Source organism: Leisingera sp. CC-HEC093 (assembly GCF_059429195.1).
Genome location: NZ_JCAIJR010000001.1, coordinates 419,678 through 442,192 on the forward strand (window position 1 = coordinate 419,678; position 22,515 = coordinate 442,192).

Genomic DNA, 22,515 nt, shown 5'->3' on the forward strand with positions numbered 1-22,515 from the left:
GGCATGTCCCAGCAACGCATCCTCATCATCCTTCTGAATTTCCGCACGCCGGAAATGACCCTGCAATCCGCCGAAGCGGCGCTGCGCGAATTGGAGGACCTGCCGGGGGAGCTGCTGATCATCGACAATGGCTCCGGCGACGGCTCCTATGACCAGATCCGGGCGGAAGCGGAAACCCGCGGCTGGCTGGACAGCAACCGGGTGCGGGTGATCGCCTCGCCGGTGAACGGCGGCTTTGGCGCAGGCATGAATATCGGCCTGAACACCGGCCTCGCGGATGGCAGCGCGCCAGAGTTCTACTATCTCCTGAATTCCGACGCCTTTGTGCAGGGCAGTACCATCCGCACCCTGCGGGATTTCCTGCTGGACCATCCCGGTGCCGGGCTGGCGGGATCCTTTGTGCGCGGCACGGACGGGACGCCGCACCGCACCGCCTTCCGTTTCCCCTCCATCGCGGGCGAGTTCGAGGCCAGCGTGCGCACCGGCATCTTCACCCGGCTGCTGAAACCCTGGGTCGTCGCCATGGAGCTGCCGCAGGCAGAAGTCCAGGCCGACTGGACCGCCGGCGCCAGCCTGATGATCCGCCGCGAGGCGGTCGAAGCCGTGGGTGGTTTTGACGAAACTTTCTTCCTCTATTTCGAGGAAACCGACCTTTGCCGCCGCGCTGCCCGTGCAGGCTGGCGCACCCATTACGTGCCGGCCAGTGAAGTGGCGCATATCGGCTCCGCCTCCACCGGCATGAAGGACTGGCAGCGCACGCCCGGCTACTGGTTCGACTCGCGCCTGCACTATTTCGTCAAGAACCACGGCCGCGCCTATGCCGTCGCTGCCACATTGGCCCGCATCAGCGGCAGCCTGCTTTATGGCCTGCGCCGTCTGATCCAGAACAAGCCGCAGGCGGATCCACCGCATTTTCTGCGCGATCTCTGCCTGCATAGCCTGCGCGCGCTCATTGCGCCGCGCCGCTCACCCTCTTCGGAAACGCGCCTCCCTTCTCCGCTTGCAAAGGAGCAGAAATGACCGCCTTCACCTGTGCCCTGATCGGCAATGAGTCTCTTCTGATCGGTTGCGCCGATGCGCTGCTGGCGCGCGGCCACCAAATCCGGGCGGTGGTGTCCCAGGATGCGGACATCCGCGCCTGGGCGGCGGATAAGAATCTGACTTTACTGGACAATCAGCGCGATCTGTCCGACGGCTTCGACTGGCTGCTGTCAATTGCCAACCTAGCAGTGATCCCGGATGAGGTGCTGGCGCAGGCTGCCAAGGGCGCGGTCAATTTCCATGACGGGCCGCTGCCCCACTACGCGGGTCTCAACACCCCGAACTGGGCGCTGATCAACGGCGAGACGCAGCACGGCATCACCTGGCACCTGATCGAGGGTGGTGTGGATGAGGGCGATATCCTGGCCCAGCGGCTGTTTGATGTGGCCGGAGATGAGACGGCTTTCAGCCTCAACTCCAAATGCTACGCGGCGGCTATGGACAGCTTTGGCGAGGTCATCACCCAGCTGGAAACCGGCGAACTCAAGCGCCAGAAACAAGATCTGAGCCAGCGCCGTCTGTTCAGAAAATCCGACCGTCCCGCGGCTGGTGGAATGCTGGATTTCACCCGGCCTGCGGCGGAGCTGTCCCGGCTGGTGCGGGCGCTGGATACCGGCGGCTACTGGAACCCGATGTGCGCGGCCAAGCTACGCATTGGTGAGACAGTTCTGCTGGTTGGCAAAGCAGAAATTGCCGACGGCAACAGCGCGCCCGGCACCGTCTTGGAGTGTGCCAGGGACAGCCTCACGATCGCCGCAGGCGATGGTGCCCTCGCGCTTTCCCGCCTGACCACCCCCGCGGGCCAACCGCTGGATGTTTCGCAACTCGCCAAACCCGGAGACACGGTTCCCTCCCTGACCGCAGCTGAGGCGGAGACACTCACCGCCCGTCTCGCTGCGGTCCAAGGAGGCGAAAGCCATTGGCGGCGGCGGCTGGCAGCAATGCAGCCGTTGCAGGTGCCGCTCTCCGCCCGCACTGGCGGCAGTGGTGTCATCCGCCGGGACATTGCCCTGCCTGCAGGTCTCAGCGAAGAGCAAGCGGCGGCGGCCATCCTCGCTTTCGCCCTGCTCAGCAGCGGTGCGGAGGCCGGCGATGCGGCGCTGTCGGTGGCAGGGATGGAGGGCCTGCCCGGTCTGATCTCCTCTTGGGTGCCCCTGCAGGCGCATCGGCAGGACAGCCTCGCCGAACTGCTGGAACGCACCGCACAAGACATTGGCAAGGCACGGAAATACGGCGGCTTTGCCGAAGACCTGGCGGCGCGTGCGCCGGAGGTTTCAGCGCAACCGATGCCTGGCATCGGCCTGATGCTGGGGGGCGATGCGGCGGTTGATGGCTGCGCTGCCACGGTATCCCTGGCCGAAGGCGCAATGGCGCTGCACTGCGACAGCGCCGCCCTGACACCAGACGCCGCTGCCCTGCTCGCCGCGCGGCTGGAACTGGTGCTGACCGCCTTTGCAGAGGATAGCAGCCGCCTGGTTGCAGCGCTGCCGGTCCTGCCTGAGTCCGAGCGCAAGCTGTTGCTGGAAGACTGGAACCAGACCGCCGCGGACTACCCCGCGGAACAGACCATCCACGCAGCGTTTGAGGCGCAGGCGGCCCGGACCCCGGCGGCCACCGCGCTGGTGTTCGAGGACCAGAGCTTTACCTACGCCGAGGTAAACACCCGCGCCAACGCGGTCGCCGGGCGTTTGCGTGAATTGAACGTAAAACCGGGTGTGCACGTGGGCGTCCACATCAGCCGCACGCCCGAGCTGGTGTTCGCCGTGCTTGGGGTTCTGAAGGCCGGCGGCGCCTATGTGCCGCTGGATCCCGCCTACCCCGCCGGCCGCATTGCGCATTACATCAGCGACAGCCAGGCGCAGGTAATCGTGACACAAGAGGGGCTGGCCGCCAGCCTGCCTGCCTCGGATGCGCGGGTGCTGGACATTGCAACGGTTCTTGCAGCACCGATCACAGAAGACACTGCCGGCGGTGCCACGGGCAGCGATCTGGCCTATCTGATCTACACCTCTGGCTCCACTGGCCTGCCCAAGGGCGTGATGGTCACCCACGCAAATGTTGCGAATTTTTTCACCGGCATGGACGCCCGCATCCCGCACCAGCCCGGGGATACTTGGCTGGCGGTCACCAGCCTGAGCTTTGACATTTCGGTGCTGGAGCTGTTCTGGACTCTGTCGCGCGGGTTCAAGCTGGTGCTGTCGAGCGACGAAAGCCGGCTGGAACTGTCCAAGGGGCCAGTGACCCTTTCGGACCGCAAGATGGATTTCAACCTGTTCTACTGGGGCAATGACGACGGGCCGGGGCCGCAAAAGTACCACCTGCTGCTGGAGGGCGCCAAGTTCGCCGATCAGCACGGGTTCAACGCGGTCTGGACACCGGAGCGGCACTTCCACGCCTTTGGCGGGCCTTATCCGAACCCGTCGGTCACCGGCGCTGCGGTTGCGGCGGTGACACGGAACATCGGCGTGCGATCCGGCTCTTGCGTTGCACCCTTGCACCATCCGGCGCGGATTGCCGAGGAATGGGCGGTGATCGACAACTTGACCGCAGGCCGCGCAGGCATCGGATTTGCCTCCGGCTGGCAACCGGATGATTTCATCCTGCGCCCCGAAAACACACCGCCCGCCAACAAGCCGGCGATGTTCGAAACCATTGAAACCGTGCGCAAGCTGTGGCGCGGTGAGGAAGTGGCCTTCCCCCGAAAGGACGGCGGCGAACACGCCGTGATCACCCAGCCCCGTCCGGTTTCGCAGGAGTTGCCGGTCTGGGTCACCACCGCGGGCAACCCGGAGACCTGGCGCGAGGCCGGACAGATCGGGGCCAACGTGCTGACCCACCTCTTGGGCCAGAGCATCGAGGAGGTTGCTGGCAAGATCCGCATCTATCACGCGGCCCTGCGCGACGCCGGCCATGATCCGGCGGACTTTAAGGTCACCCTGATGCTGCACAGCTATCTGGCGGAGACCCGCGAGGAGGCCCGCCGGGTGGCGCGGGAGCCGATGAAGGATTACCTGCGCTCCGCCGCCGGGCTGATCAAGCAATACGCCTGGGCCTTCCCCGCCTTCAAGAAACCCGAGGGTGTGAACAACCCGTTCGAGATGGATCTGGGCATGCTGTCGGAGGAGGAGCTGGAAGCAATCCTCGACTTCGCCTTCGAGCGCTACTTCGAGGACTCCGGCCTGTTCGGCACCATCCAGGACGCCTGCCAGCGGGTGGAGCAGTTGAAGCGCATCGGCGTCGATGAAATCGCTTGTCTGATCGACTACGGCATCGCGCCGGAGGTGGTGCTGGAAGGGCTGAAACCGCTGGCCGAGGTGCTGCGCCTGTCCAATGCGCCGCAGGAACTGGCGGCGGATGACTTCTCGCTGGCGGCGCAGATCGTGCGGTATGGAGTCAGCCACATGCAGTGCACGCCGTCGATGGCCCGGATGATTGCCGCAGACGCGGATGCCAGCGCCTGCCTGGGCCAGTTGCAGCAACTGCTGTTGGGCGGCGAGGCGCTGCCGGGTGATCTGGTGCAGGTGATGCGTGCGGCCACCTGCGCGGAGATTCACAACATGTACGGGCCGACCGAAACGACGATCTGGTCCACGGTGGAGAAAATCAGCGCTGTCCCTGCGGGGACAGCCGGGATCGGCACGCCGATTGCCAATACGCAGGTTTACGTGCTGGACGAGGAACAATTGCCTGTCCCGGCAGGGGCTCCCGGTGAATTATATATCGGCGGCGCGGGTGTAGCGGCGGGCTACTGGCAACGGCCGGAGCTGACCTCTGAACGGTTTGTGAATGCACCGTTCGCTGCAACGCCCCTGTACCGCACCGGCGATCTGGTGCGCTGGACGGCGGATGGCAGCCTCGCCTTCCTGGGCCGCAGCGACCATCAGGTCAAGATCCGCGGCCAGCGGATTGAGCTGGGCGAAATCGAGGCGGCGCTGGCAGCGCAGCCTGGTGTCACCGGCGCGGTGGTGGTACCGCGCGGCGAAACTGGAGCGGAGCAGCTGGTTGGATACATCACGGCCTCTGCTGCTGTCTCCGGGGAGGCCCTGAAACAGTCTCTGGCGGCCCGGCTGGCCGAGGTCATGGTGCCGGCGCATATCGTCACCCTGGACGCTTTCCCGCTGACACCGAACAAGAAAATCGACCGTAAGGCACTGCCGGACCCGCAGCCTGCGCTGGCTGAGGCCGCCCCGGCGGTGGCGGTGGCGGCTGGCGCGCAGGCTCGGATCGCGACGGTCTGGAGCCGTATCCTCGGCGTCAGCGGAATCGGCGCGCAGGACAATTTCTTTGCCTTGGGCGGCCATTCGCTGCTGGCGGTGCAGGCGCACCGGGAGCTGCGCACGGAACTGGGCACCACTGCCCTGTCGATCACCGACATCTTCCGCTTTCCGACCCTTGCCGGGCTGGCCGCCCACATTGAAGGGCTTGCAGGCACCCCGGCAAATACGGAACAACAGCCTGAGGCAGCCGCAGAGCCGGACCGGAGCGGCATGATGTCGAAACGGCGGGCGATGCGGGCGAACCGCAGGGCAAGGACTGGATGACAGACTCCAACAGCAAACTGGCAGAGCGGCTGGCCCTGGTCCGGCCGCTGTTTGCAACCGATGTGGCGTTGGCCGGGGCGGATCCCCTGGGCACGCCTCCGGCACCGCTGGCAAAGGAAGCCGCGGGGCTGTCGCCCAACGCGGTGGAGAAACGGCGCAATGAATTTGCCGCCGGCCGCGACGCCGTGCATCAGGCGATGCAGCATCTTGGCGTGCCCCCTGCCCCGGTGCAGGTCGGCAGCGACCGGGCGCCGGTCTGGCCCGCGGGGCTGGTCGGCTCGATCACCCACACCAAGAGCTGCGCAATGGCAGTGCTGGCCCGCGCGGGCGAGGTTCAGGGGCTGGGCATCGACGTCGAGGAAGACACGCCGCTAAAGGACGAGCTGCTGCCCGCAATCTGCTCAGACAGGGAACAGGCCTGGCTGAAGCGGCAGGGCAATCCGGGGCAGATGGCCAAGGTGATCTTCTCCGCCAAGGAAGCGGCGTACAAGGCCCAGTACACGATGAGCCGGGCGTTTTATGGCTTTGACGGAATGGAGCTGGAATTTGATATGGCCGCGGGTGCCTATCAGGCGTTTTTCACCGCCGACCGGCCGCCGTTTGCGCGCGGCGAAGCGGTTGGCGGGCGCTTTGCCATTGGTGCGGGCCTGATCATGACCACGGCGGAAATCCGGGGGCGCGGATGATGGGGCGGCGCGGGCTTCTGGCCGCGGGCGCGGCGGTTGCGACGCTGGGCCTGATGGCGTTTGCAACCCGCAGCCGGCCTGTGCCGGTGCCGCCGCCGCTGGCCCCGCCGCAGGGACCGCTGAAGGTGTTTCACCTTGGCCATTCGCTGGTCGGCCCGGACATGCCGCACATGCTGGTGCAGCTGGCGCCCACGGGGCATGGTTATAACAGCCAGCTGGGATCGGGCACCTCGCTCAGGGCGCATTGGGAACCGGGCGAGGACATTCTCGACTTTGAAACCGCCAACCACGCGCCTGCTTACCGCGACGCAAAGGAGGCAATCGCCTCAGGCGAATACAGCGCTGTGGTGCTGACTGAGATGGTCGAGCTGCGTGATGCGATCAAGTATTTCGATGCGGCCGAGTATCTTGAAAAATGGGCGAATCTGGCACGTAAGGCGTCTGGGGGCACGCGCCTGTATCTGTATGAAACCTGGCACAGGCTGGATGACCCGGACGGCTGGCTGCAGCGGATTGAGGCCGATCTGGAGGCGCTTTGGACGCGTCAGCTGCTGGGGCCCGACAGCCGCCGGAGTCCGCAACACCCGGTTTATCTGATCCCCGGCGGTCAGGTGCTGGCAGCGGTCGCGCGTGCGGCAGAGGCCGGGGAGATCCCGGGGCTGGCTTCACGTGAATCGCTGTTTGCCCGCACGCCTGAGGGTGATCTGGACACCATCCATATCAACGATCTGGGGGCCTATGTGATTGCGCTGACCCATTTCGCGGTGCTGTACCAGCGTGCGCCCATGGGCCTGCCGCATCAGCTAAGCCGTGCAGATGGCACCCCGGCTGAAGCATTCAGCACCGGCGCCGCGGCCAAGGTGCAGCAAATTGTCTGGGACACCGTGCGCGCCCTGCCCCGCACCGGAATTTCCGCCGCGGGAGCGCCAGCATGAAGCTGGAGGCGCTGATCACCTCGGTTGTGATGATCGGCCATTCGCTGTTCGGGCATGACAACCCGCAGATGCTGGAGCAGCTATTGGACACGCAGGCAGAGGCCGCGGTCGAAGCGCAGATCATCAATGGCGCGCCGCTCAGCTATAACTGGCAGCACAGCGGCCGCGCCGAGGGGGTTGATTCACGTGAAAGGCTGACCCGGCCTGCCGATGCGGTGATCGTGACCGAGGCGATTCCGCTGGCCAACCACCTGAAATGGAGCGGCACGGAGCAAGCGGTCACTCAATTCTACGAGCTGGCACGCGCGGCAAATCCGGATGTGGCGTTTTACCTGCAGGAAACCTGGCACAGCCTGGACAGCGGCACCGGCGCCGCTGTGCCGTTTGACGATGGTGCGGATGTGCCTTGGCGGCAGCGGCTGCAGCAGGACCTGCCGCGCTGGCAGGCGGTGGTGGCGGACGTGAACGCCGCCACAGGCGGCACTGTGAAACTGCTGCCCGCAGGCCAGGCGATGGCGCGGCTGGATGAAGCGATCCAAGCTGGCACGGTGCCGGGGCTGGCCAGTATCCGCGATGTCTTTGCCGACGATATCCATCCCAACGCGACCGGTTTCTACTTCCTTGCGCTGCTGCAGTACGCGGTTCTGACTGGCAACACCCCGGCTGGCTTGCCGCACCGGCTGACAGACCGCTGGGGCAAGCCTTATCCCGCGCCCTCGCCGGAAGTAGCAGCGCGGCTGCAGGAAATAGCTTGGGCGTCCGCTCAAGGAGAGAGCGTTGGAACAGTGGCCTTGCCCGCGGACCCTGATCCGCTGCCCCAGGATCCGCCGCTGCCCAAGCTGAACGCACCAGTGCTGGAGGACGTTCCGGCGCTGAACAGGACAGCGGTTCGCCAGCCCGTCGCCATCAACCTGGCAGCCATTGCTGATTGGAGCACCCAGGCGCCGTTCCTGGATCATTTCAAGACCGCGCGGCCCTGGATCGGCCACTTGCCCGGGCAATGGGGCGGCGCGGACCATGGCGACCTTCTGGCCGCCGGCTATCTGGATCCGGCAGGCTGGCCCACCGCCATCCCGCCGGAGCTGAGCTCGATCGGCACGGTGATCCTGACCGATCTGCCGGAAGCAGCGGTGTCACTGAAAGGCCGTTATGTTCTGCGGTATGAGGGAGAGGGCATTGTCGAGGTTCTGGGGCGGGCCAGCAATGTCCGCTATGGCAAAGGCGAGGTGCGGTTCGACTTCACTCCCGGCCCCGGCCCCGTGGAGATCCGCATCCAGCGGATGGGCCGCCGCGGCGGCTATGTGCGCAACATCACTGTGGTGAAAGAAGAGCATCTGGCCGCCTACGAGAATGGTGCCCTGTTCAACCCGCTGTGGCTGGACCGCCTGAAGGGTTTCGCTGCGCTGCGGTTCATGGATTGGATGGCCACCAACAATTCCGCCCAGACAGGGTGGGAGGACCGGCCCCTGCCCTCCGGCTACACCTGGGCGCTGAAAGGGGTTCCTGTCGAAGTGATGCTGGCGCTGGCCAACAGGCTGGGTGCAGATCCTTGGTTCACCATGCCGCATATGGCGGATGACGCCTATGTCCGCCAGTTCGCCCGTCTTGCAGAAAACGGCCTGGACGAAACGCTGCGCGCTTATGTGGAGTATTCAAACGAGGTCTGGAACTGGCAGTTCCAGCAGGCCGCCTGGGCCGAGCGCCAAGCGCAGGCGCGCTGGGGCGGTGAAGGACTGTGGATGCAGTTTTACGGCGGCCGCGCCGCGGAGGTGGCGCAAATCTGGGCGCAGGTCTTTGGCGAGGACAGCGGGCGATTGGTGCGGGTGATCTCCTCGCAGACCGGCTGGCTGGGGCTGGAAGAGCAGGTGCTGACAGCGCCGCTGTGGCAAGCAGAGCAGCCGGAGCGGCTGGCGCCTGCGGCCTATTTCGATGCCTATGCGGTGACCGGCTATTTCGGCGGCGTTCTGGGATTGAAAGAGCGCGCCGCACAGGTCCGTGCATGGATCGCAGGCAGCCGGGACCAGGCGCAGGCCATCGCCGCGGAGCGCGGGCTGACAGGCGCTGCCGCTGCTGAATTTACCGCGCGGCACCAGTTCGATGCCGCAAGCGCCCAGGCCGGGGCAGAGCTGCGCGACGGGCTGATTTCTGGTGATGCTGCCGACACGCTGCCGGATCTGCTTGGCCGGGTGCTGCCCTATCACGCCGGGGTCGCGCAAAAGCACGGGCTGGAACTGATTATGTATGAGGGCGGCAGTCATGTAGTGGGTATCGGGCCCATGGTTGAGGACGAGGCGCTGGCCGCCTTTTTCACCCATTTCAACTACAGCGCCGAGATGGGCGCGCTTTATCACGAGCTGCTGGCAGGCTGGCAGGCGCTCGGCGGCAAGCTGTTCACCGCCTATGCTGATGTAGGGTCGCCCGGGAAATGGGGCAGCTGGGGGGCCTTACGCACCCTCAGCGACCAGAACCCGCGCTGGGATGCGCTGGAGGCGGTGAAGTGAGCCCGCAGGTTTCTGTGCTGATCCCGGCCCATAATGAGGCAGACTACATCGGTGGCTGCCTGCAGGCGGTCTTTGCCTCGGACCCGCTGCCCGCGGGCATGACGGCAGAGGTGCTGGTGCTGGCCAATGGCTGCACCGACGCAACCGCGGCGCTGGCCCGGGATGTCCTGCCGCCCGACGGCTGGGGCCTGAAGGTGCTGGAACTTCCTGCGGGCGGCAAGCTGGGCGCGCTGAATACTGGCGATGCGGCGGCACGCGGGGATATCCTGATCTACCTGGATGCCGACGTGCGGGTGTCGCCTGACCTGATCCCGAAACTTGCCGCAGCCTTGCCTCTGGACGCTCCGCGCTATGCCAGCGGCCGCCCGCAGGTCGCCCCGGCCCGCAGCGCGGTGACCCGGGCCTATGCGCGGCTGTGGATGCGGCTGCCATTCTTTTCCAGCGGCGTGCCGGGGTTTGGCATCTTTGCGATGACCCGCGCCGGGCGGCAGCGCTGGGGCGAATGGCCGGACATCATTGCCGATGACATCTTTGCCCGGCTGAATTTTGCGCCCGGGGAACGGGTGCAAGTGGCGGCGTCTTACAGCTGGCCCTTGGTAGAGGGTTTCCGCAACCTGGTGAAAGTGCGGCGGCGGCAAAATGCCGGGGTGACGGAGGTGGCCGCCAGATACCCGGAGCTGATGCGAAACGAGGACACCCCGCAGGCGGGTGCCGGCACGGCGCTGCGCCTGCTGCTGCGCGATCCGCCCGGGTTCCTGGCCTACGCTGCGGTTGCGCTGGTGGTGAAATCACCGCTGTTTGGCTCGCAGAACCGTTGGACCCGTGGCCGCTGACAGGCCCCCACTGGCCGAAACGCTCCCGCGCCCGCAGGATGCCCTGGCTGCGCCAGAACACCTTTGGCGGCCTTGGGCGTGGCCCGGCGCCACGGCGCCGGGCCACGCCCAACGGGAGCGGAGCATCTGCTGATGTGCCGGCGACGGGCGGGAGTGCCGCGGCTGTTACCCGGCAATGGCTTTGCGGATATGCGCGGCCAGCCGCGCAGCTTCCTTGGCGCTGTCGTGCCGTTCCAGCACCCGGGCGCGGCCGGCCTGCCCCATGGCGGCAAGCTGTTCCTGCGGAGTTTCCGCCAGCTCCAGAACCGCCTCTGCCAGCGCCGTTTCATCCCCTGCAGGCACCAGCCATCCGGTCTGACCTGGTACCACCAGTTCCGGCGTGCCGGCGATATAGGTGGCAACCACCGGGCGGGCAGCAGCCATTGCCTCCATCACCACCATCGGCAGACCCTCGGCAAAGGAGGGCATCACCAGCGCATGGGCGCGGGCCAGTTCCCGGCGCACGCCGTCCTCAGCCAGCCAGCCGGTGAGGGTGATGTTCTGCTGCAGCCCGAGGTCCGCAATCGCCGCCTCCAGTTCCGGGCGCATCGCGCCGTCGCCGATCAGCGCCAGATGCACGTCCGGGACTTTCTGCACCAGCTGCGCCATGGCGCGGACCAGCACCATCTGGCCTTTCTGCTCGACGAAACGCCCGATGGCCGTCAGCCGCAACGGCCCCTGAGGCAGCGGCGCGGGAGCCGCGAAACGGTCCGGCTCAATGCCGCAATGCACCACTTTCAGGCTGTCCCACTTGCCAAAGGGCGCCCAGCGGCTCAGCTGGCTCTTGCCGAAACTGCTGACCGCCACGGTAAAGGCGGCGCGGCTGATCTTCCCGCCCAGCGACAGCGCATGGGGGGCGTCGAATTCTTCCGGCCCGTGCACGGTGAAACTGTAGGCCGGGCCGCCCAAGGCATGCGCCAGCATCGCCACTGCCGCAGAATTGGTGCCGAAATGCGCGTGCATGTGCTGCACGCCTTCCGCCGCGCAGCGCTGTTTCACATGGGCCGCTTCGCCCAAGTAGATCAGATGCCGCAACACGCCGTTGTCCGAGGCGCGTGCCAGTTTCAGCGTCAGCGACAGCGTCTTTGCAAAACGGCCCGGCGCCACCATCGCCTCCCGTGCCAGTGCCGCCAGCAGCCGCCCTGCCCCGGCCTGCAGAACATATTCGGTACGCGCTGCCTCGGCCTGGTCGCCGGGATCGGCCAGCTTGGAACCAGACGGGCGCATCGCCAGGCGCAGGATGTCCACGCCCTGCTGTTCAAGCGCTTGCAGCTCACGGCGGATGAAGCTGTGCGAGGGCTGCGGATAGGTGTTCAGGACATAAGCGATTTTCAACGCAGCGGCTTCCCGGCAAAGGCATGTATCCGCGGCAGGTTAGCGGCGGTTTAGCAGCTTGCCCAGCGCCTGGCTCCGCTTGTCCCGCAGGCGTGGAGAATGCAGCACAGACGTTCGGATTGTTGAGGCATTTCTGCTGCTTGCGCAGCCTGGCACCGCCGCGGGCGCCAGCGCAATTGACGCCCCTGCCCGGCCCGCCTAGCCTGCAGCACCGGAGTTTTGGGAATTGCACGGACATGCAGCGGGTTGCTACGCTTTTTGCCGGCCAGGGGATGATGGCGCGGGTGCTGCGCTCGGCCTCCTGGCTGATGATCGGATATGGCGGCAGCCAGGCGCTGCGGCTGGCCTCCAACCTGATCCTGACCCGCATTCTGTTCCCCGAGGCCTTTGGCCTGATGGCGCTGGTCACGGTGGTGACGGTGGGGCTGTCGCTGTTCTCGGATGTGGGCATCGGGCCGTCTATTGCGCAGAACAAGCGCGGCGACGATCCGGCGTTCCTGGACACCGCCTGGACGATCCAGGTGATCCGCGGCTTTGGGTTGTGGGCGCTGACGGCGCTGCTGGCCTGGCCCGCGGCTGCGTTCTATGGCGCGCCGGAGCTGCTGCTGTATTTGCCCATTGCCGGTGCCGGGCTGGCAGTCGCCGGCTTCAACCCCACCCGGATCGAGACCGCGCACCGGCATCTGCTGGCGGGGCGGGTCACGGTGCTGGATCTGGCAGGCCAGGCCATCGGGCTGGCGGCGATGATTGTGCTGGCGCTGGCGACGCAGTCGGTGATCGCGCTGGTGCTGGGCGGGGTCATTCAGACTGCGGCCAAGCTTGCCCTGTGCCACTACGGCCTGCCGGGAGCAGCCAACCGCTTCCGCTGGGAGAACGCGGCGGCGCGGGAACTGATCCACTTCGGCAAGTGGATTTTCCTGTCCACCGCCTTCTGGTTCCTGACCTCGCAGGGGGACCGGGCGATCCTCGGGAAATTCGTCTCTCTGGACGTGCTGGGGATCTACAACATCGGCTATTTCCTGGCGAGCTTTCCGATGCTTCTGGGCCATGCGGTGAACCAGCGGCTGATGATCCCGGTTTACCGCGACAAGCCCGCACGCGAAGCGCCAGAGAACCTGCGGCGGCAGCGGCAGTTGCGTTGCGGGCTGACTGGCGGCATCCTGACACTGCTGCTGCTGATGGCCTGGGCCGGACCGTGGCTGGTGCAGTTGCTGTATGATGACCGCTACCTGCAGGCCGGACCGATGATCGTGCTGATCGCGCTGGCGCTGGCGCCTGCGGTGATCACCATGACCTATGATCAGGCGGCGCTGGCGGCAGGCGACAGCCGCGGCTTCTTTGTGTTTTCCGCTGCCCGCGCCTGCCTGCAGACGGGGCTGTTTTTGGGCGGTGTGGCTTGGTTCGGACTGGCAGGCGGCATTGCAGCGCTGGGGCTGGCGATGCTGGCAGCCTATCCAGTGCTGGTGCGGCTGGCGCGCAGGCATCACGTTTGGGACCCGCTGCATGATGCCGGATATGCGCTTTTGACCGTTGCGGCAGGCGGGGCGGCGCTGCACTGGCATTGGACGGCGATTGCAGGCATGACGGCGGCGCTGGGAGGCCACTGAAGCAAATTGCTCAAGTTCGTCGGTGTCAGAGGGCAGCACCTGTCCCGGTCAGCCGAGATCCAGAACTAAGCCCCCCTGCGCCGGAACAGCCCGCGGCGCGGCGGGCGGGTGTCCATCACCGGGATGGAGACCACCGGCACCAGGCCGGTTTCCCGTTCCATCTGCGCTGCGGTGCGCAGCACCGGGTGGCGCAGCTCCTGCAGGAAGGCGGCCAACAGTGCCAGAATGGCACTGGCGGCTGCGCCCATCAGTGCCTTGGTCTTGCGGGCGCCGGTCACCGGGTAATCCGGCAGCGGCGCCGGTTCAATCACCGTCAGCCGCTCGGCCTGACGGCTGGTTTCCAGCCGGAAGCCGACCTCGGCCTCGTTGCGGCGCGCCGTCATCTGCGCCAGTTCTCCCTGCAACTGCTCCAGCCGGCGGTCAAAGGCACCGAGCTGTCGCTCTACCTCAGGGGTGGTTTGGAGGGAAGTTTCAAGCCCAGTCTTGCGCTGGGTCAGCAACGCCTCCTGAGCGTCCAGTGTGGCCAGCCGCTGCTCCGCCTCCTCCTGCAGGCGGCGGGCGGTGGCGGGGCGTTCGGTGGCCTGGGCCTGGTCGGCCGCGCGTCGGATCTCGATCCGTTCGCGGGCGATTTCCAGCAGGCCTTCGTTCATGGCGGCGATCTCCGCCCGGCGGAATTCGATGGTGCCGGGCAGGGTCACATCGTTTTCATTGCGGTATGCGGCGATCTCATCCTCCAGCGCCGCGACCTGATCCGCCAGGGCAGCTTCCTTTTCAGCAAAGAAGCTGAGGGTCTCGCGGGCCTGATCGATGCGGGTGGCGATGCTGAGTTCGATGGTGCGGCGGCCGAATTCGCTGGCGACCTGCTGCGCCTGTTCCGCCGAGGGCATCCGGGCGGTGATGGTCAGCACCGAGATGGTGCCGTCATCGGCAAAGCCTTCGCGGGCGGCGGCAACACCGGTGATCTGCACCGCGGTCCGCAGCAGCACCACCTTTTGCAATTCGGTCAGCGCCCCCTGATCGGCATAGAGACCGAATTTTTCGATGATCTCCAGCAACGTGCCCCGCGCCATAAGGCGCTGCTCGATCAGCTGCATGCGCCGGGCAGAAGAGCCTTCGACAGTGGATTTGGCCAGCTCGCCGGCAATCTGAGGCTGGGTGATCTGCAGCACTTCGGCGGTTTCGTATTCATGCTGCTGGCTGGCGGCAAACCACAGCGACAGCAGGCAGCCAAGGACAAACACGCAGGCAATGGTGAACAGCCTGCGCCGCACCATGTCGAGAAAATCGCCCAGCGTATAGATCGGCCCCATCTGTCTGCTCTCAACCTGCCGGTTTGCCCGGCCTTTCCCAACTTCAGCCGGCCGCAAAAAGGCACCGCCCCCCGGTCTTACACCATAGCAACCGGGCGAAACTATGGCGTTTCAACACTCAGTTCAGCGGGCTGTCCGATGCGCGCGCCCGGTTCAGCACCACGCCCAGAAGCTGGGTGTGGCCAGCCAGCATCTTCTCGCAGGCGGCCAGTTGCGCGGCGGTTGTGCTGCTGCCGTCGGAAACCAGCAGCACGCCATCCACCTGCGGCAGAAAGGCGGCGGTGTCGTCATGTTCCAGCACCGGCGGCAGGTCGAACAGCGCGGTATCGGCACCGCTGCGCAGCATCAGGTCGTCCAGGGCCTCGGCGCAGCAGCGGCCATGCAGGATCTCGGCTGCATCTTGCCCCGCCACAGCGTTCAGTCCGACCGCCAGCGACGGCAGCGGCCGCAGCAGATGATCCTCCATCGCGGCGGCGCCGGACAAGAGACCGGACAGATCCCCCGGCGCCTGCAGCCCCATCGCCTGCGCCAGCCCGGGGCGGCGGAAATTCATGTCCATCAGCACAGTGCGGCTGCCCGGAACCCGGGCCAGGCTGAGCGCCAGATTGACCGCCGAAAACGTGGTGCCGCAGCCCGCAGACGGCGCAGTCACGGCAACCCGCTTCCAGCCGCGCGCCTTGAGGGTGTGCAACAGCCGGGTGCGCAAAAGGTCAAAGGATTTGGCTGCAGGTGCGGTGCGAAAGCGGCTGACCAGCGGCAGGCGCAGCTCTTTCTGGGTGCCGGAGTTGAACGGAACCTGCTGGATCCGCTCCCAAGGTTCAGGCAGGGTTGCAGGCAGCTGAACTGAGGCAGGCGCGGGCAATGGACGGCACGCGTCCGCGCCGGCAGAAGATGCCGGGGCAGCCGCCGGGGCACGGCGGCGGCGGAACCGCTTGAAGCCTTGTTCGCTCATGCCGTTCTCATCAACCTCCCGTATGGGCTGCGGGCCGTGCACCCTGCTGGCGGCAACGGCCCCTGATACGCTAAAATGCTTCACAACCGTTCCCCCTGCAATGGCCGGCGGATCTGCTGCCTGCGCCTGAGGCGCCGGGACAGCAGACCACAAAGGCGTTAATATCCCGTCCCCTTCAGCACCACTCTGCCAGTCCGCCAGATCAGCCCCAGATCACCGCCCAGCGTCAGCCGGCGCCGGTACTCCGCATCCGCCTGCGCGCGGCAGGCAAAGCTGCCCTCGTTACGGACAGACACCTGCCAGAGGCCGGTGATCCCCGGGCGCAGATCGAAGTAGGCGGCTGCGTCACCGTAAATCGGCAATTGCTCCGGCATCATCGGACGCGGCCCGACCAGGCTCATGTCGCCCGTGACTACATTCCACAGCTGCGGCAGCTCATCCAGCGAGGTAGCGCGAAGAAGCCGGCCGACCGGAGTGATCCGCGGATCGTTCTTGAGTTTCTGGGTCTCATCCCATTCCCGGCGCAGCGCCGGATCCTTATCTAAATAATGCTGCAGCAGCTGATCGGCGTCACGCACCATGGTACGCAGTTTCAGAATGCGGAACACCTGACCGCCGCGGCCAAGCCGCGCCTGAGTGTAGAACGGCCGCCCGCCTTCCAGCCACAGCGCCGCGGCGCACAGCGCGATGACAGGCAGTACAATAGGCAGGCTCAGCAGAACCAGAAGCAAATCCAGGACACGCTTACCGCCCGCGGCATATGCCCTGCTGCCTGCCCCCTGTGCGGGCTGCTGCACCGGAGCAAGGCTCTTGAGCGCGGTGTTCATGTTTGCCGGATGCATGCGCAGAGGAGTGAACATAAAAACAGTTCCGGCAGCTGGACCCCCATCTGCCTTACCCCCAGCAAAAGTCAGCCCCGCCCCTCCGGGAACCGCATTTCTCATTTCATTTCCCCTCAATCCGGCCGCTATTAAGGGCCGGGCCGCCGCCAGTGGCGGCAGACGCTCAATACTCAACCTGGCATTCCGCAAGCCAAAGACCGCAGATTGCCGTTACTGATTTTCAGGTTCGAAACGGGGCACGCCCCCACGCGCCCGCGTTGTTTTTCAGCAGCCGCCAATCCCCCGGCGGCGGTGCATTGCTGCACCCTGCCCTAATTAAGACAAATTTAGACAATTGCATGTGAAAATTGGATTTCTCTGGAAAATCACCGGAATTCGGAGCTTTAACAAGGCCAAACCGGAAACAGTGCGGTGATTTGGCCAGACTTGTTCAGCGCCCAGAAAAAGTTATGGCGGAATCAAGGCGCCCGGCCGGCAGGTTTTACTCCCGTGCCACGGCATCTCCGAATAGAATTCGAATGCAGGGTGTCCCAATTGCACGTCATAATACGGCACCGGAACGGGAGCGGAGCATTGCCGGCAATTAACGCGCTGCCCGGTTGCGCACTGCCCCGGGTTTGCGCAGTTCACCGAATGCGGCACGCGGTAGACCGCCGCTCAGCAGGTCGCCAGCCTCATGACCTGCCCCCGGACGAAAAGGCTGCGCTGAGGCGGCAGACTGCCTGCCGCAGACTTGCCGGTGCCCCGAAACACCGGCATAAGCCAGCCAAGTCGACGGCAGAGAAAGTGAGAGCATCATGCAGCCTCACGGCAGCGGCGCCAGCTGGCTGGCCGCCAATCTTGACGGAAACACACTGACCGCCTGGACCAAAACCGGCGGCACCGCAAGCCCAGCACATGTGCTGGAGCTGCCAGACAACCGTCCTGCAACGCTGGCTGCCGGATTGCGCGAGATGCTGGCAGGTGCGGCGAAGCCTGTTGTGCTGGGCGGCAGCGGGCTGGTGGCACCGCAGGCAGTACCCGTGGTGCCCGCGGAACAGTCTTTGACTGCGATCCCGCACGAAGAGCTGACCATCCATGCCCTGCCGGGGCTGAGCCAGTCTGGCCCAACCGGGCTGATACTGGGGGCGGCGGCCCGGCTCCGCGGTTTTTTGCAGCTGAACCCGGATTGGGACGGGGTGGTCTGCCTGCCGGGCACCGGCGTGACCCATTGGGTGCAGGTCAGTGCCAAGGAAGCTGTCAGCTTCCAAAGCGCGCTGACCGGACAGATTGCGGCAGCGGTGGCGCAGCCGATGTCGCTGGCAGCCACCGGCGACTGCTGTAAGGTAGCGCTCACTGATGCGGCAGTGGACGGCATCGCCAAGCCGCAATTGCTGGCGGCCCGGCTGGCGGCACTGCAGGCAGATACCGCGCTGGGGCACGTGCAGGCGGACACCGTGCGCGGCAGGCTCTGGGGGTTTTTATTGGGTGCGGAACTGGCTGCAGCCCGGCCCTATTGGCTGGGCCAGAATGTGGCGCTGCTGGCTGAGGTGCCGCTGCAGCCGCTTTATACCGCCGCATTGGAGGCCCAAGGGCTGCCGGTCACAGTGGCAGACGCGCAGCGCATGACGCTGGAAGGGCTGAGCCGGGCCTGGGCTGGTAACTGATCACGGCTCCGGTCTGCGGCGCAGGCATTATTCGGGGTTTCCAGAACCCGCGGACCCGAAGCTTCAGCCGCCTGCCCTGGAACGCGTCCCCTTGCCCGGCGGAGTTTCCGGCGGGCCTGCAAAGCACTGGGCGATGCGCATCCAGTTCTCCGCTGCCGCGCCGGAGATTTGCAGCCGGGTGTCCTCGAAATTGCGCACTTGGGTGACCACCCGGGCGAATTCGACTGCTGCGCCTTTGATACAGCTCTCATCTTGCGGGGTATTCCATTCCCAGACCGCACCCGACGGCCCGGTGAGCTGTACAAAGGGCGCCGGTTCCGGCACCTCCAGCGCGCGGTTTCGGAAGCTCCAGCCATAGGTCACAACACCCAAATGCGCGATGTTGCGGATGCGGTCGTGCTCCTGCCACTCATGCCCCAACAGATCGAAAACTTCCTGCCCATGCGCCCAGGTCTCCATCTGCCGGGCAGTACAGGAGCTTAGCGCGCTCATGTCCGGCCCGATCCATTGCAGCCGCGCCTTGGGATCTGCCGCGGCAAATGCGTCGGCGCAGCGCTCCGCCCCGTCCCGCCAGACCGCAAACAGCGCCCGGCCGCTGAGGCCGTCCAGCCAAGGAAACTGGCATTCGAGGATGGAACGGCCCGCCTGCATGTCCCGCAGAACCGGCGCGATGAAGGCGGCAAAGGCTTCCGCGCCCTGCAGCGACGCCTCTGCCGCGGCGTTGAACAGATGCAGGTGCCCCAGCACATGATCAATGGTCCAGCCCTTGAACTGGGTTTCGCGGTGGAACTCCGCCTCTGGCAGATCCTCAAGGATGGCCGCCAAGGCGCGGCTTTCCGCTCTGAAATCTTCGGCCTGTTGCATGGCTCTCCCCTTTTGTCCCGCCCAGCAGGATAGCCGGGCCGGGTGCAGGCCGGAAACAGGGACCAAACGTCACAAATTGAGCCGCGGGGGCGGCGGGCTCAGGGCAGAGGATCGGTCTTGAACAGGCGGATTTTCAGCCCGCCGTGTGCCACCGGCGCGCCGAACGGCAGGAACGGCAGATTGGTCGCCTTGGCCAGGCTGGTTTCCGAGGTGACGATACCCACGCGCCAGCCGGAGAAACGCTCCTTCAGCACCTGACCCAGAGCGCCGTAAAGGGCATAGAGCAGTTTTTTGTTGCCGATCCGGGCGCCATAGGGCGGGTTGACGATGACCAGGCCGGGCGGGCCATCGGGTCGCTGCAGATCGCTGACCGCGGCCTGGGCAAAACGGGTGAAGCCCGCCACACCGGCCCGGTCAGCGTTGGCAGCGGCCATCTCCACGGCGCCGGCATTGCGGTCGGAGCCGTGGAACAGCAGATCGGTTTCGCGCGCCTCGCCCTGCTGCTTCATCTCTGCCCAGGCATCCGCATCAAAAGTGGTAAGCTTTTCAAAGGCGAAGCTGCGGCTGCGGCCGGGCAGCAGCCCCTTGGCGATCTCTGCCGCCTCGATCACAAAAGTGCCCGAGCCGCACATTGGATCCACCACCGGCTCAGCCCCGTCAAAGCCGCATTCACGCAGGAACAGTGCCGCGAGGTTTTCCCGCATCGGCGCCTTGCCGACGGCAGATTTGTGGCCGCGCTTGTGCAGCCCCTCGCCCGAGGTATCGACGCTGAAGACGCAGAGGTTGTCCTCGATCCGCAGTTTCACCGTCAGCTCCGCGTCCTTGGTGACGGGGGCGCCAAGGGTCTCGGCAATCGCCTTTTCCACCCGCTGGGCAGCAGCGCCGGCGTGGTAGATTTTGGACTTCTTGTTGGTGGAAACCTCCACCTTCACCGGCACATCCGGGCGCAGCACCTCATCCCAGGGAAACTTGCGCGACCGCTTGTCGAGCTGGGCCAGGTGGAAAGCGCGGAATTCGCCGATCCGCGCCAGCACCCGCGCCGCGCCGCGCAAGCACAGGTTGGCGCGCCAGACTTCGGCCCAATTGCCCTGTACCGTAACTCCGCCCGGCACTGCCTTGGGGGCGGCAAAACCCAGCTCCTTGGCCTCAACCAGCAGCGCCTGCTCCAGACCCGGCGGAGCGGTCAGGAAGATCTCGAATGTGTTGTCTTGCGTCATGCTGCCCTCCTTAGACGCAAAGCCCATCCGCGGCGACTGTTTTTTCCTGCCCCGCCCAAGGAGAACCTACCGTTGCGTTACAACCAGAAATGCTGCATTGCGGCATGGCAAAGACAGGGAGTTAGCGCCTATAGAGTTCAATTTTTATCAATGATTTTCATACACTTACCAGTTACTAAAAAATTAGTTTGACAACATAATCCAACCTATGAAAGCTCTATGCCAGTCAGGTGCAGCCAACGTGCAGCTGGCCTCAAGAGACTTTCAGGGAGGAAGAGATGCGTAAGTATCTTCTTTCCGCAGCAGCCGTTTGCGCGGTGGTTGCGGGATCAATTGGCTATGCCGACGAAATGGCGGCCAAAAAATGGATTGATGAAGAATTCCAGCCGTCGGTTTTGACCAAGGATGAACAGCTGTCCGAGCTGCAGTGGTTCATCAACGCGGCCGAGCCCTACAAAGGCATGGAAATCAACGTGCTGTCTGAGGGCATTCCCACGCACAGCTACGAAAGCGAAGTGCTGACCAAGGCCTTCGAGGAAATCACCGGCATCAAGGTGAACCACCAGATTCTGGGTGAAGGCGAGGTCGTTCAGGCCGTGCAGACCCAGATGCAGACCAAGCGGAACCTCTATGACGCCTATGTCAATGACTCCGACCTGATCGGCACCCACTCGCGCCTGCAGCTGGCCTACAACCTGACCGACATGATGGCGGGTGAGTTCAAGGACGTGACCAACCCCGGTCTCGACCTGGATGACTTCATGGGCACCCAGTTCACCACCGGCCCGGATGGCGACCTGTACCAGCTGCCCGACCAGCAATTCGCGAACCTTTACTGGTTCCGCAAGGATTGGTTCGACCGCGACGACCTGCAGGCAGCGTTCAAAGAGAAATACGGCTATGACCTGGGCGTTCCGGTCAACTGGTCCGCGTATGAGGACATCGCCGAATTCTTCAGTGAGCACGTGAAGGAAGTCGACGGCAAAGCAATCTATGGCCACATGGATTACGGCAAGCGCGCGCCGGACCTTGGCTGGCGGATGACCGACGCCTGGCTGTCGATGGCCGGTGCAGGTTCGAAGGGCGAGCCGAACGGCGTGCCGATCGACGAATGGGGCATCCGCATGGAAGAGGGCTCCTGCAACCCGGCCGGTGCCAGCGTGACCCGCGGCGGCGCGGCAAACGGCCCGGCAGCGGTCTATGCGATCCGCAAGTGGGACGAATGGCTGCGCAAATACGCGCCTCCGGGTGCAGCGTCCTATGACTTCTACCAGTCGCTGCCGGCACTGGCGCAAGGCAACGTGGCGCAGCAGATCTTCTGGTACACCGCCTTCACCGCCGACATGGTGAAGCCGCAATCCGAAGGCAACAACACTGTTGACGGCGACGGCAACCCGCTGTGGCGGATGGCGCCCAGCCCGCACGGCCCCTACTGGGAAGAAGGCCAGAAGGTTGGCTATCAGGACGTGGGCTCCTGGACCTTCCTCAAGTCCACCCCGCTGGACCGCGCACAGGCAGCCTGGCTCTATGCCCAGTTCGTGGTGTCCAAGACCGTCGACGTGAAGAAGTCGCATGTTGGCCTGACCTTTATCCGCGACTCCTCCGTGAACCACGAAAGCTTCACCGAGCGCGCACCCAAACTGGGCGGCCTGGTCGAATTCTACCGCTCGCCTGACCGTGTCGCATGGTCGCCGACCGGCATCAACGTTCCGGATTACCCGAAGCTGGCCCAGATCTGGTGGCAGCAGATCGGTGACGTGAACTCCGGCGCCTTCACGCCGCAGGAAGCGATGGACCGCCTGGCCGAGGAAATGGACATCACCATGGGCCGGATGCAGCGCGCAGACGAGCAGGCTAATGTCTATGGCGGCTGCGGCCCGCGTCTGAATGAAGAGAAAGACGCGGAGTGGTGGTACGCCAATGGCGGTGCCAAAGCTCCGCTGGAGAACGAGAAGCCGCAGGGCCAGACCGTCAACTATGACGAGCTGGTGGCCCGCTGGGCAACCAACTAAGGCCTCCTCCCGGTCCGGCCAGCGATCCCCATCATCTGGCCGGGCTATCCAGGCCCCGGAGACCCTTTCCCGTCATCCGGGGCCTTCTTCCCCAAGATCAGAGCGCGCCTTGCCCCGCGCGCGAACAGGCCGCCTGCCAGAAAGTCAAAGCAAG

The 22,515-nt window shown here is 65.3% G+C and carries 15 protein-coding genes; 9 read left to right on the forward strand and 6 right to left on the reverse strand.

The window, feature by feature from the left end:
* Positions 1 to 3 precede the first annotated feature (3 nt).
* The 6 genes from AC5STB_RS02055 to AC5STB_RS02080 are packed head-to-tail and all read left to right on the forward strand — an operon-like array spanning position 4 to position 10,537.
* Entirely contained in the window at positions 4 to 1,020 is a 1,017-nt protein-coding gene (locus tag AC5STB_RS02055; RefSeq protein ID WP_495441322.1) for a glycosyltransferase family 2 protein, read from the forward strand.
* Complete coding sequence (locus tag AC5STB_RS02060; RefSeq protein WP_495441323.1) at positions 1,017 to 5,582, forward strand: MupA/Atu3671 family FMN-dependent luciferase-like monooxygenase; 4,566 nt, start codon at positions 1,017 to 1,019, stop codon at positions 5,580 to 5,582. Before AC5STB_RS02055 ends, AC5STB_RS02060 begins: the two co-directional genes overlap by 4 nt.
* Entirely contained in the window at positions 5,579 to 6,268 is a 690-nt protein-coding gene (locus tag AC5STB_RS02065; RefSeq protein WP_495441324.1) for a 4'-phosphopantetheinyl transferase family protein, read from the forward strand. The genes AC5STB_RS02060 and AC5STB_RS02065 overlap by 4 nt, the downstream gene beginning before the upstream one ends.
* The gene (locus tag AC5STB_RS02070) at positions 6,265 to 7,203 is read left to right on the forward strand and encodes a hypothetical protein (RefSeq protein ID WP_495441325.1); all 939 of its coding nucleotides are present in this window, start codon (positions 6,265 to 6,267) and stop codon (positions 7,201 to 7,203) included. The genes AC5STB_RS02065 and AC5STB_RS02070 overlap by 4 nt, the downstream gene beginning before the upstream one ends.
* A complete protein-coding gene (locus AC5STB_RS02075) occupies positions 7,200 to 9,704 on the forward strand; it encodes a hypothetical protein (protein ID WP_495441326.1) in 2,505 nt (834 codons plus the stop codon). Before AC5STB_RS02070 ends, AC5STB_RS02075 begins: the two co-directional genes overlap by 4 nt.
* The gene (locus AC5STB_RS02080; RefSeq protein WP_495441327.1) at positions 9,701 to 10,537 is read left to right on the forward strand and encodes a glycosyltransferase family 2 protein; all 837 of its coding nucleotides are present in this window, start codon (positions 9,701 to 9,703) and stop codon (positions 10,535 to 10,537) included. The genes AC5STB_RS02075 and AC5STB_RS02080 overlap by 4 nt, the downstream gene beginning before the upstream one ends.
* Positions 10,538 to 10,702: 165 nt before the next feature.
* Here the strand turns inward: AC5STB_RS02080 and AC5STB_RS02085 are convergent, their stop codons facing one another.
* Positions 10,703 to 11,911 (reverse strand): glycosyltransferase, encoded by a 1,209-nt coding sequence (locus AC5STB_RS02085; protein ID WP_495441328.1) that lies wholly within the window; start codon positions 11,909 to 11,911, stop codon positions 10,703 to 10,705.
* Between the two features lie 236 nt (positions 11,912 to 12,147).
* On the opposite strand from AC5STB_RS02085, the gene AC5STB_RS02090 reads away from it, so the two are divergent.
* On the forward strand, positions 12,148 to 13,518 hold the full coding sequence (locus AC5STB_RS02090) for an oligosaccharide flippase family protein (RefSeq protein WP_495441329.1): 1,371 nt from the start codon (positions 12,148 to 12,150) through the stop codon (positions 13,516 to 13,518).
* A gap of 65 nt (positions 13,519 to 13,583) precedes the next feature.
* Here AC5STB_RS02090 and AC5STB_RS02095 read toward each other — a convergent pair whose 3' ends face one another.
* The 3 genes from AC5STB_RS02095 to AC5STB_RS02105 form a co-directional block, all read right to left on the reverse strand.
* Positions 13,584 to 14,828: a GumC domain-containing protein gene (locus AC5STB_RS02095; protein WP_495441330.1), complete on the reverse strand. Its 1,245-nt coding sequence runs from the start codon at positions 14,826 to 14,828 to the stop codon at positions 13,584 to 13,586.
* A 118-nt stretch (positions 14,829 to 14,946) separates the two neighbouring features.
* Complete coding sequence (locus AC5STB_RS02100; RefSeq protein ID WP_495441331.1) at positions 14,947 to 15,780, reverse strand: CpsD/CapB family tyrosine-protein kinase; 834 nt, start codon at positions 15,778 to 15,780, stop codon at positions 14,947 to 14,949.
* Between the two features lie 158 nt (positions 15,781 to 15,938).
* On the reverse strand, positions 15,939 to 16,640 hold the full coding sequence (locus AC5STB_RS02105) for a sugar transferase (protein ID WP_495441332.1): 702 nt from the start codon (positions 16,638 to 16,640) through the stop codon (positions 15,939 to 15,941).
* Between the two features lie 779 nt (positions 16,641 to 17,419).
* On the opposite strand from AC5STB_RS02105, the gene AC5STB_RS02110 reads away from it, so the two are divergent.
* Positions 17,420 to 18,268 carry a 2-dehydro-3-deoxygalactonokinase gene (locus AC5STB_RS02110; RefSeq protein WP_495441333.1) on the forward strand — a complete coding sequence of 283 codons (849 nt, stop codon included), beginning with the start codon at positions 17,420 to 17,422 and terminating at the stop codon, positions 18,266 to 18,268.
* A 63-nt stretch (positions 18,269 to 18,331) separates the two neighbouring features.
* Here AC5STB_RS02110 and AC5STB_RS02115 read toward each other — a convergent pair whose 3' ends face one another.
* Positions 18,332 to 19,132, reverse strand: a complete 801-nt coding sequence (locus AC5STB_RS02115) for a TIGR03084 family metal-binding protein (RefSeq protein WP_495441334.1) — start codon at positions 19,130 to 19,132, stop codon at positions 18,332 to 18,334.
* 98 nt (positions 19,133 to 19,230) lie between these two features.
* The gene (locus tag AC5STB_RS02120) at positions 19,231 to 20,349 is read right to left on the reverse strand and encodes a THUMP domain-containing class I SAM-dependent RNA methyltransferase (RefSeq protein WP_495441335.1); all 1,119 of its coding nucleotides are present in this window, start codon (positions 20,347 to 20,349) and stop codon (positions 19,231 to 19,233) included.
* 278 nt (positions 20,350 to 20,627) lie between these two features.
* Here AC5STB_RS02120 and AC5STB_RS02125 point away from each other — a divergent pair, with 278 nt between their 5' ends.
* Positions 20,628 to 22,361: an ABC transporter substrate-binding protein gene (locus tag AC5STB_RS02125; RefSeq protein ID WP_495441336.1), complete on the forward strand. Its 1,734-nt coding sequence runs from the start codon at positions 20,628 to 20,630 to the stop codon at positions 22,359 to 22,361.
* The last annotated feature ends 154 nt before the right edge of the window (positions 22,362 to 22,515 follow it).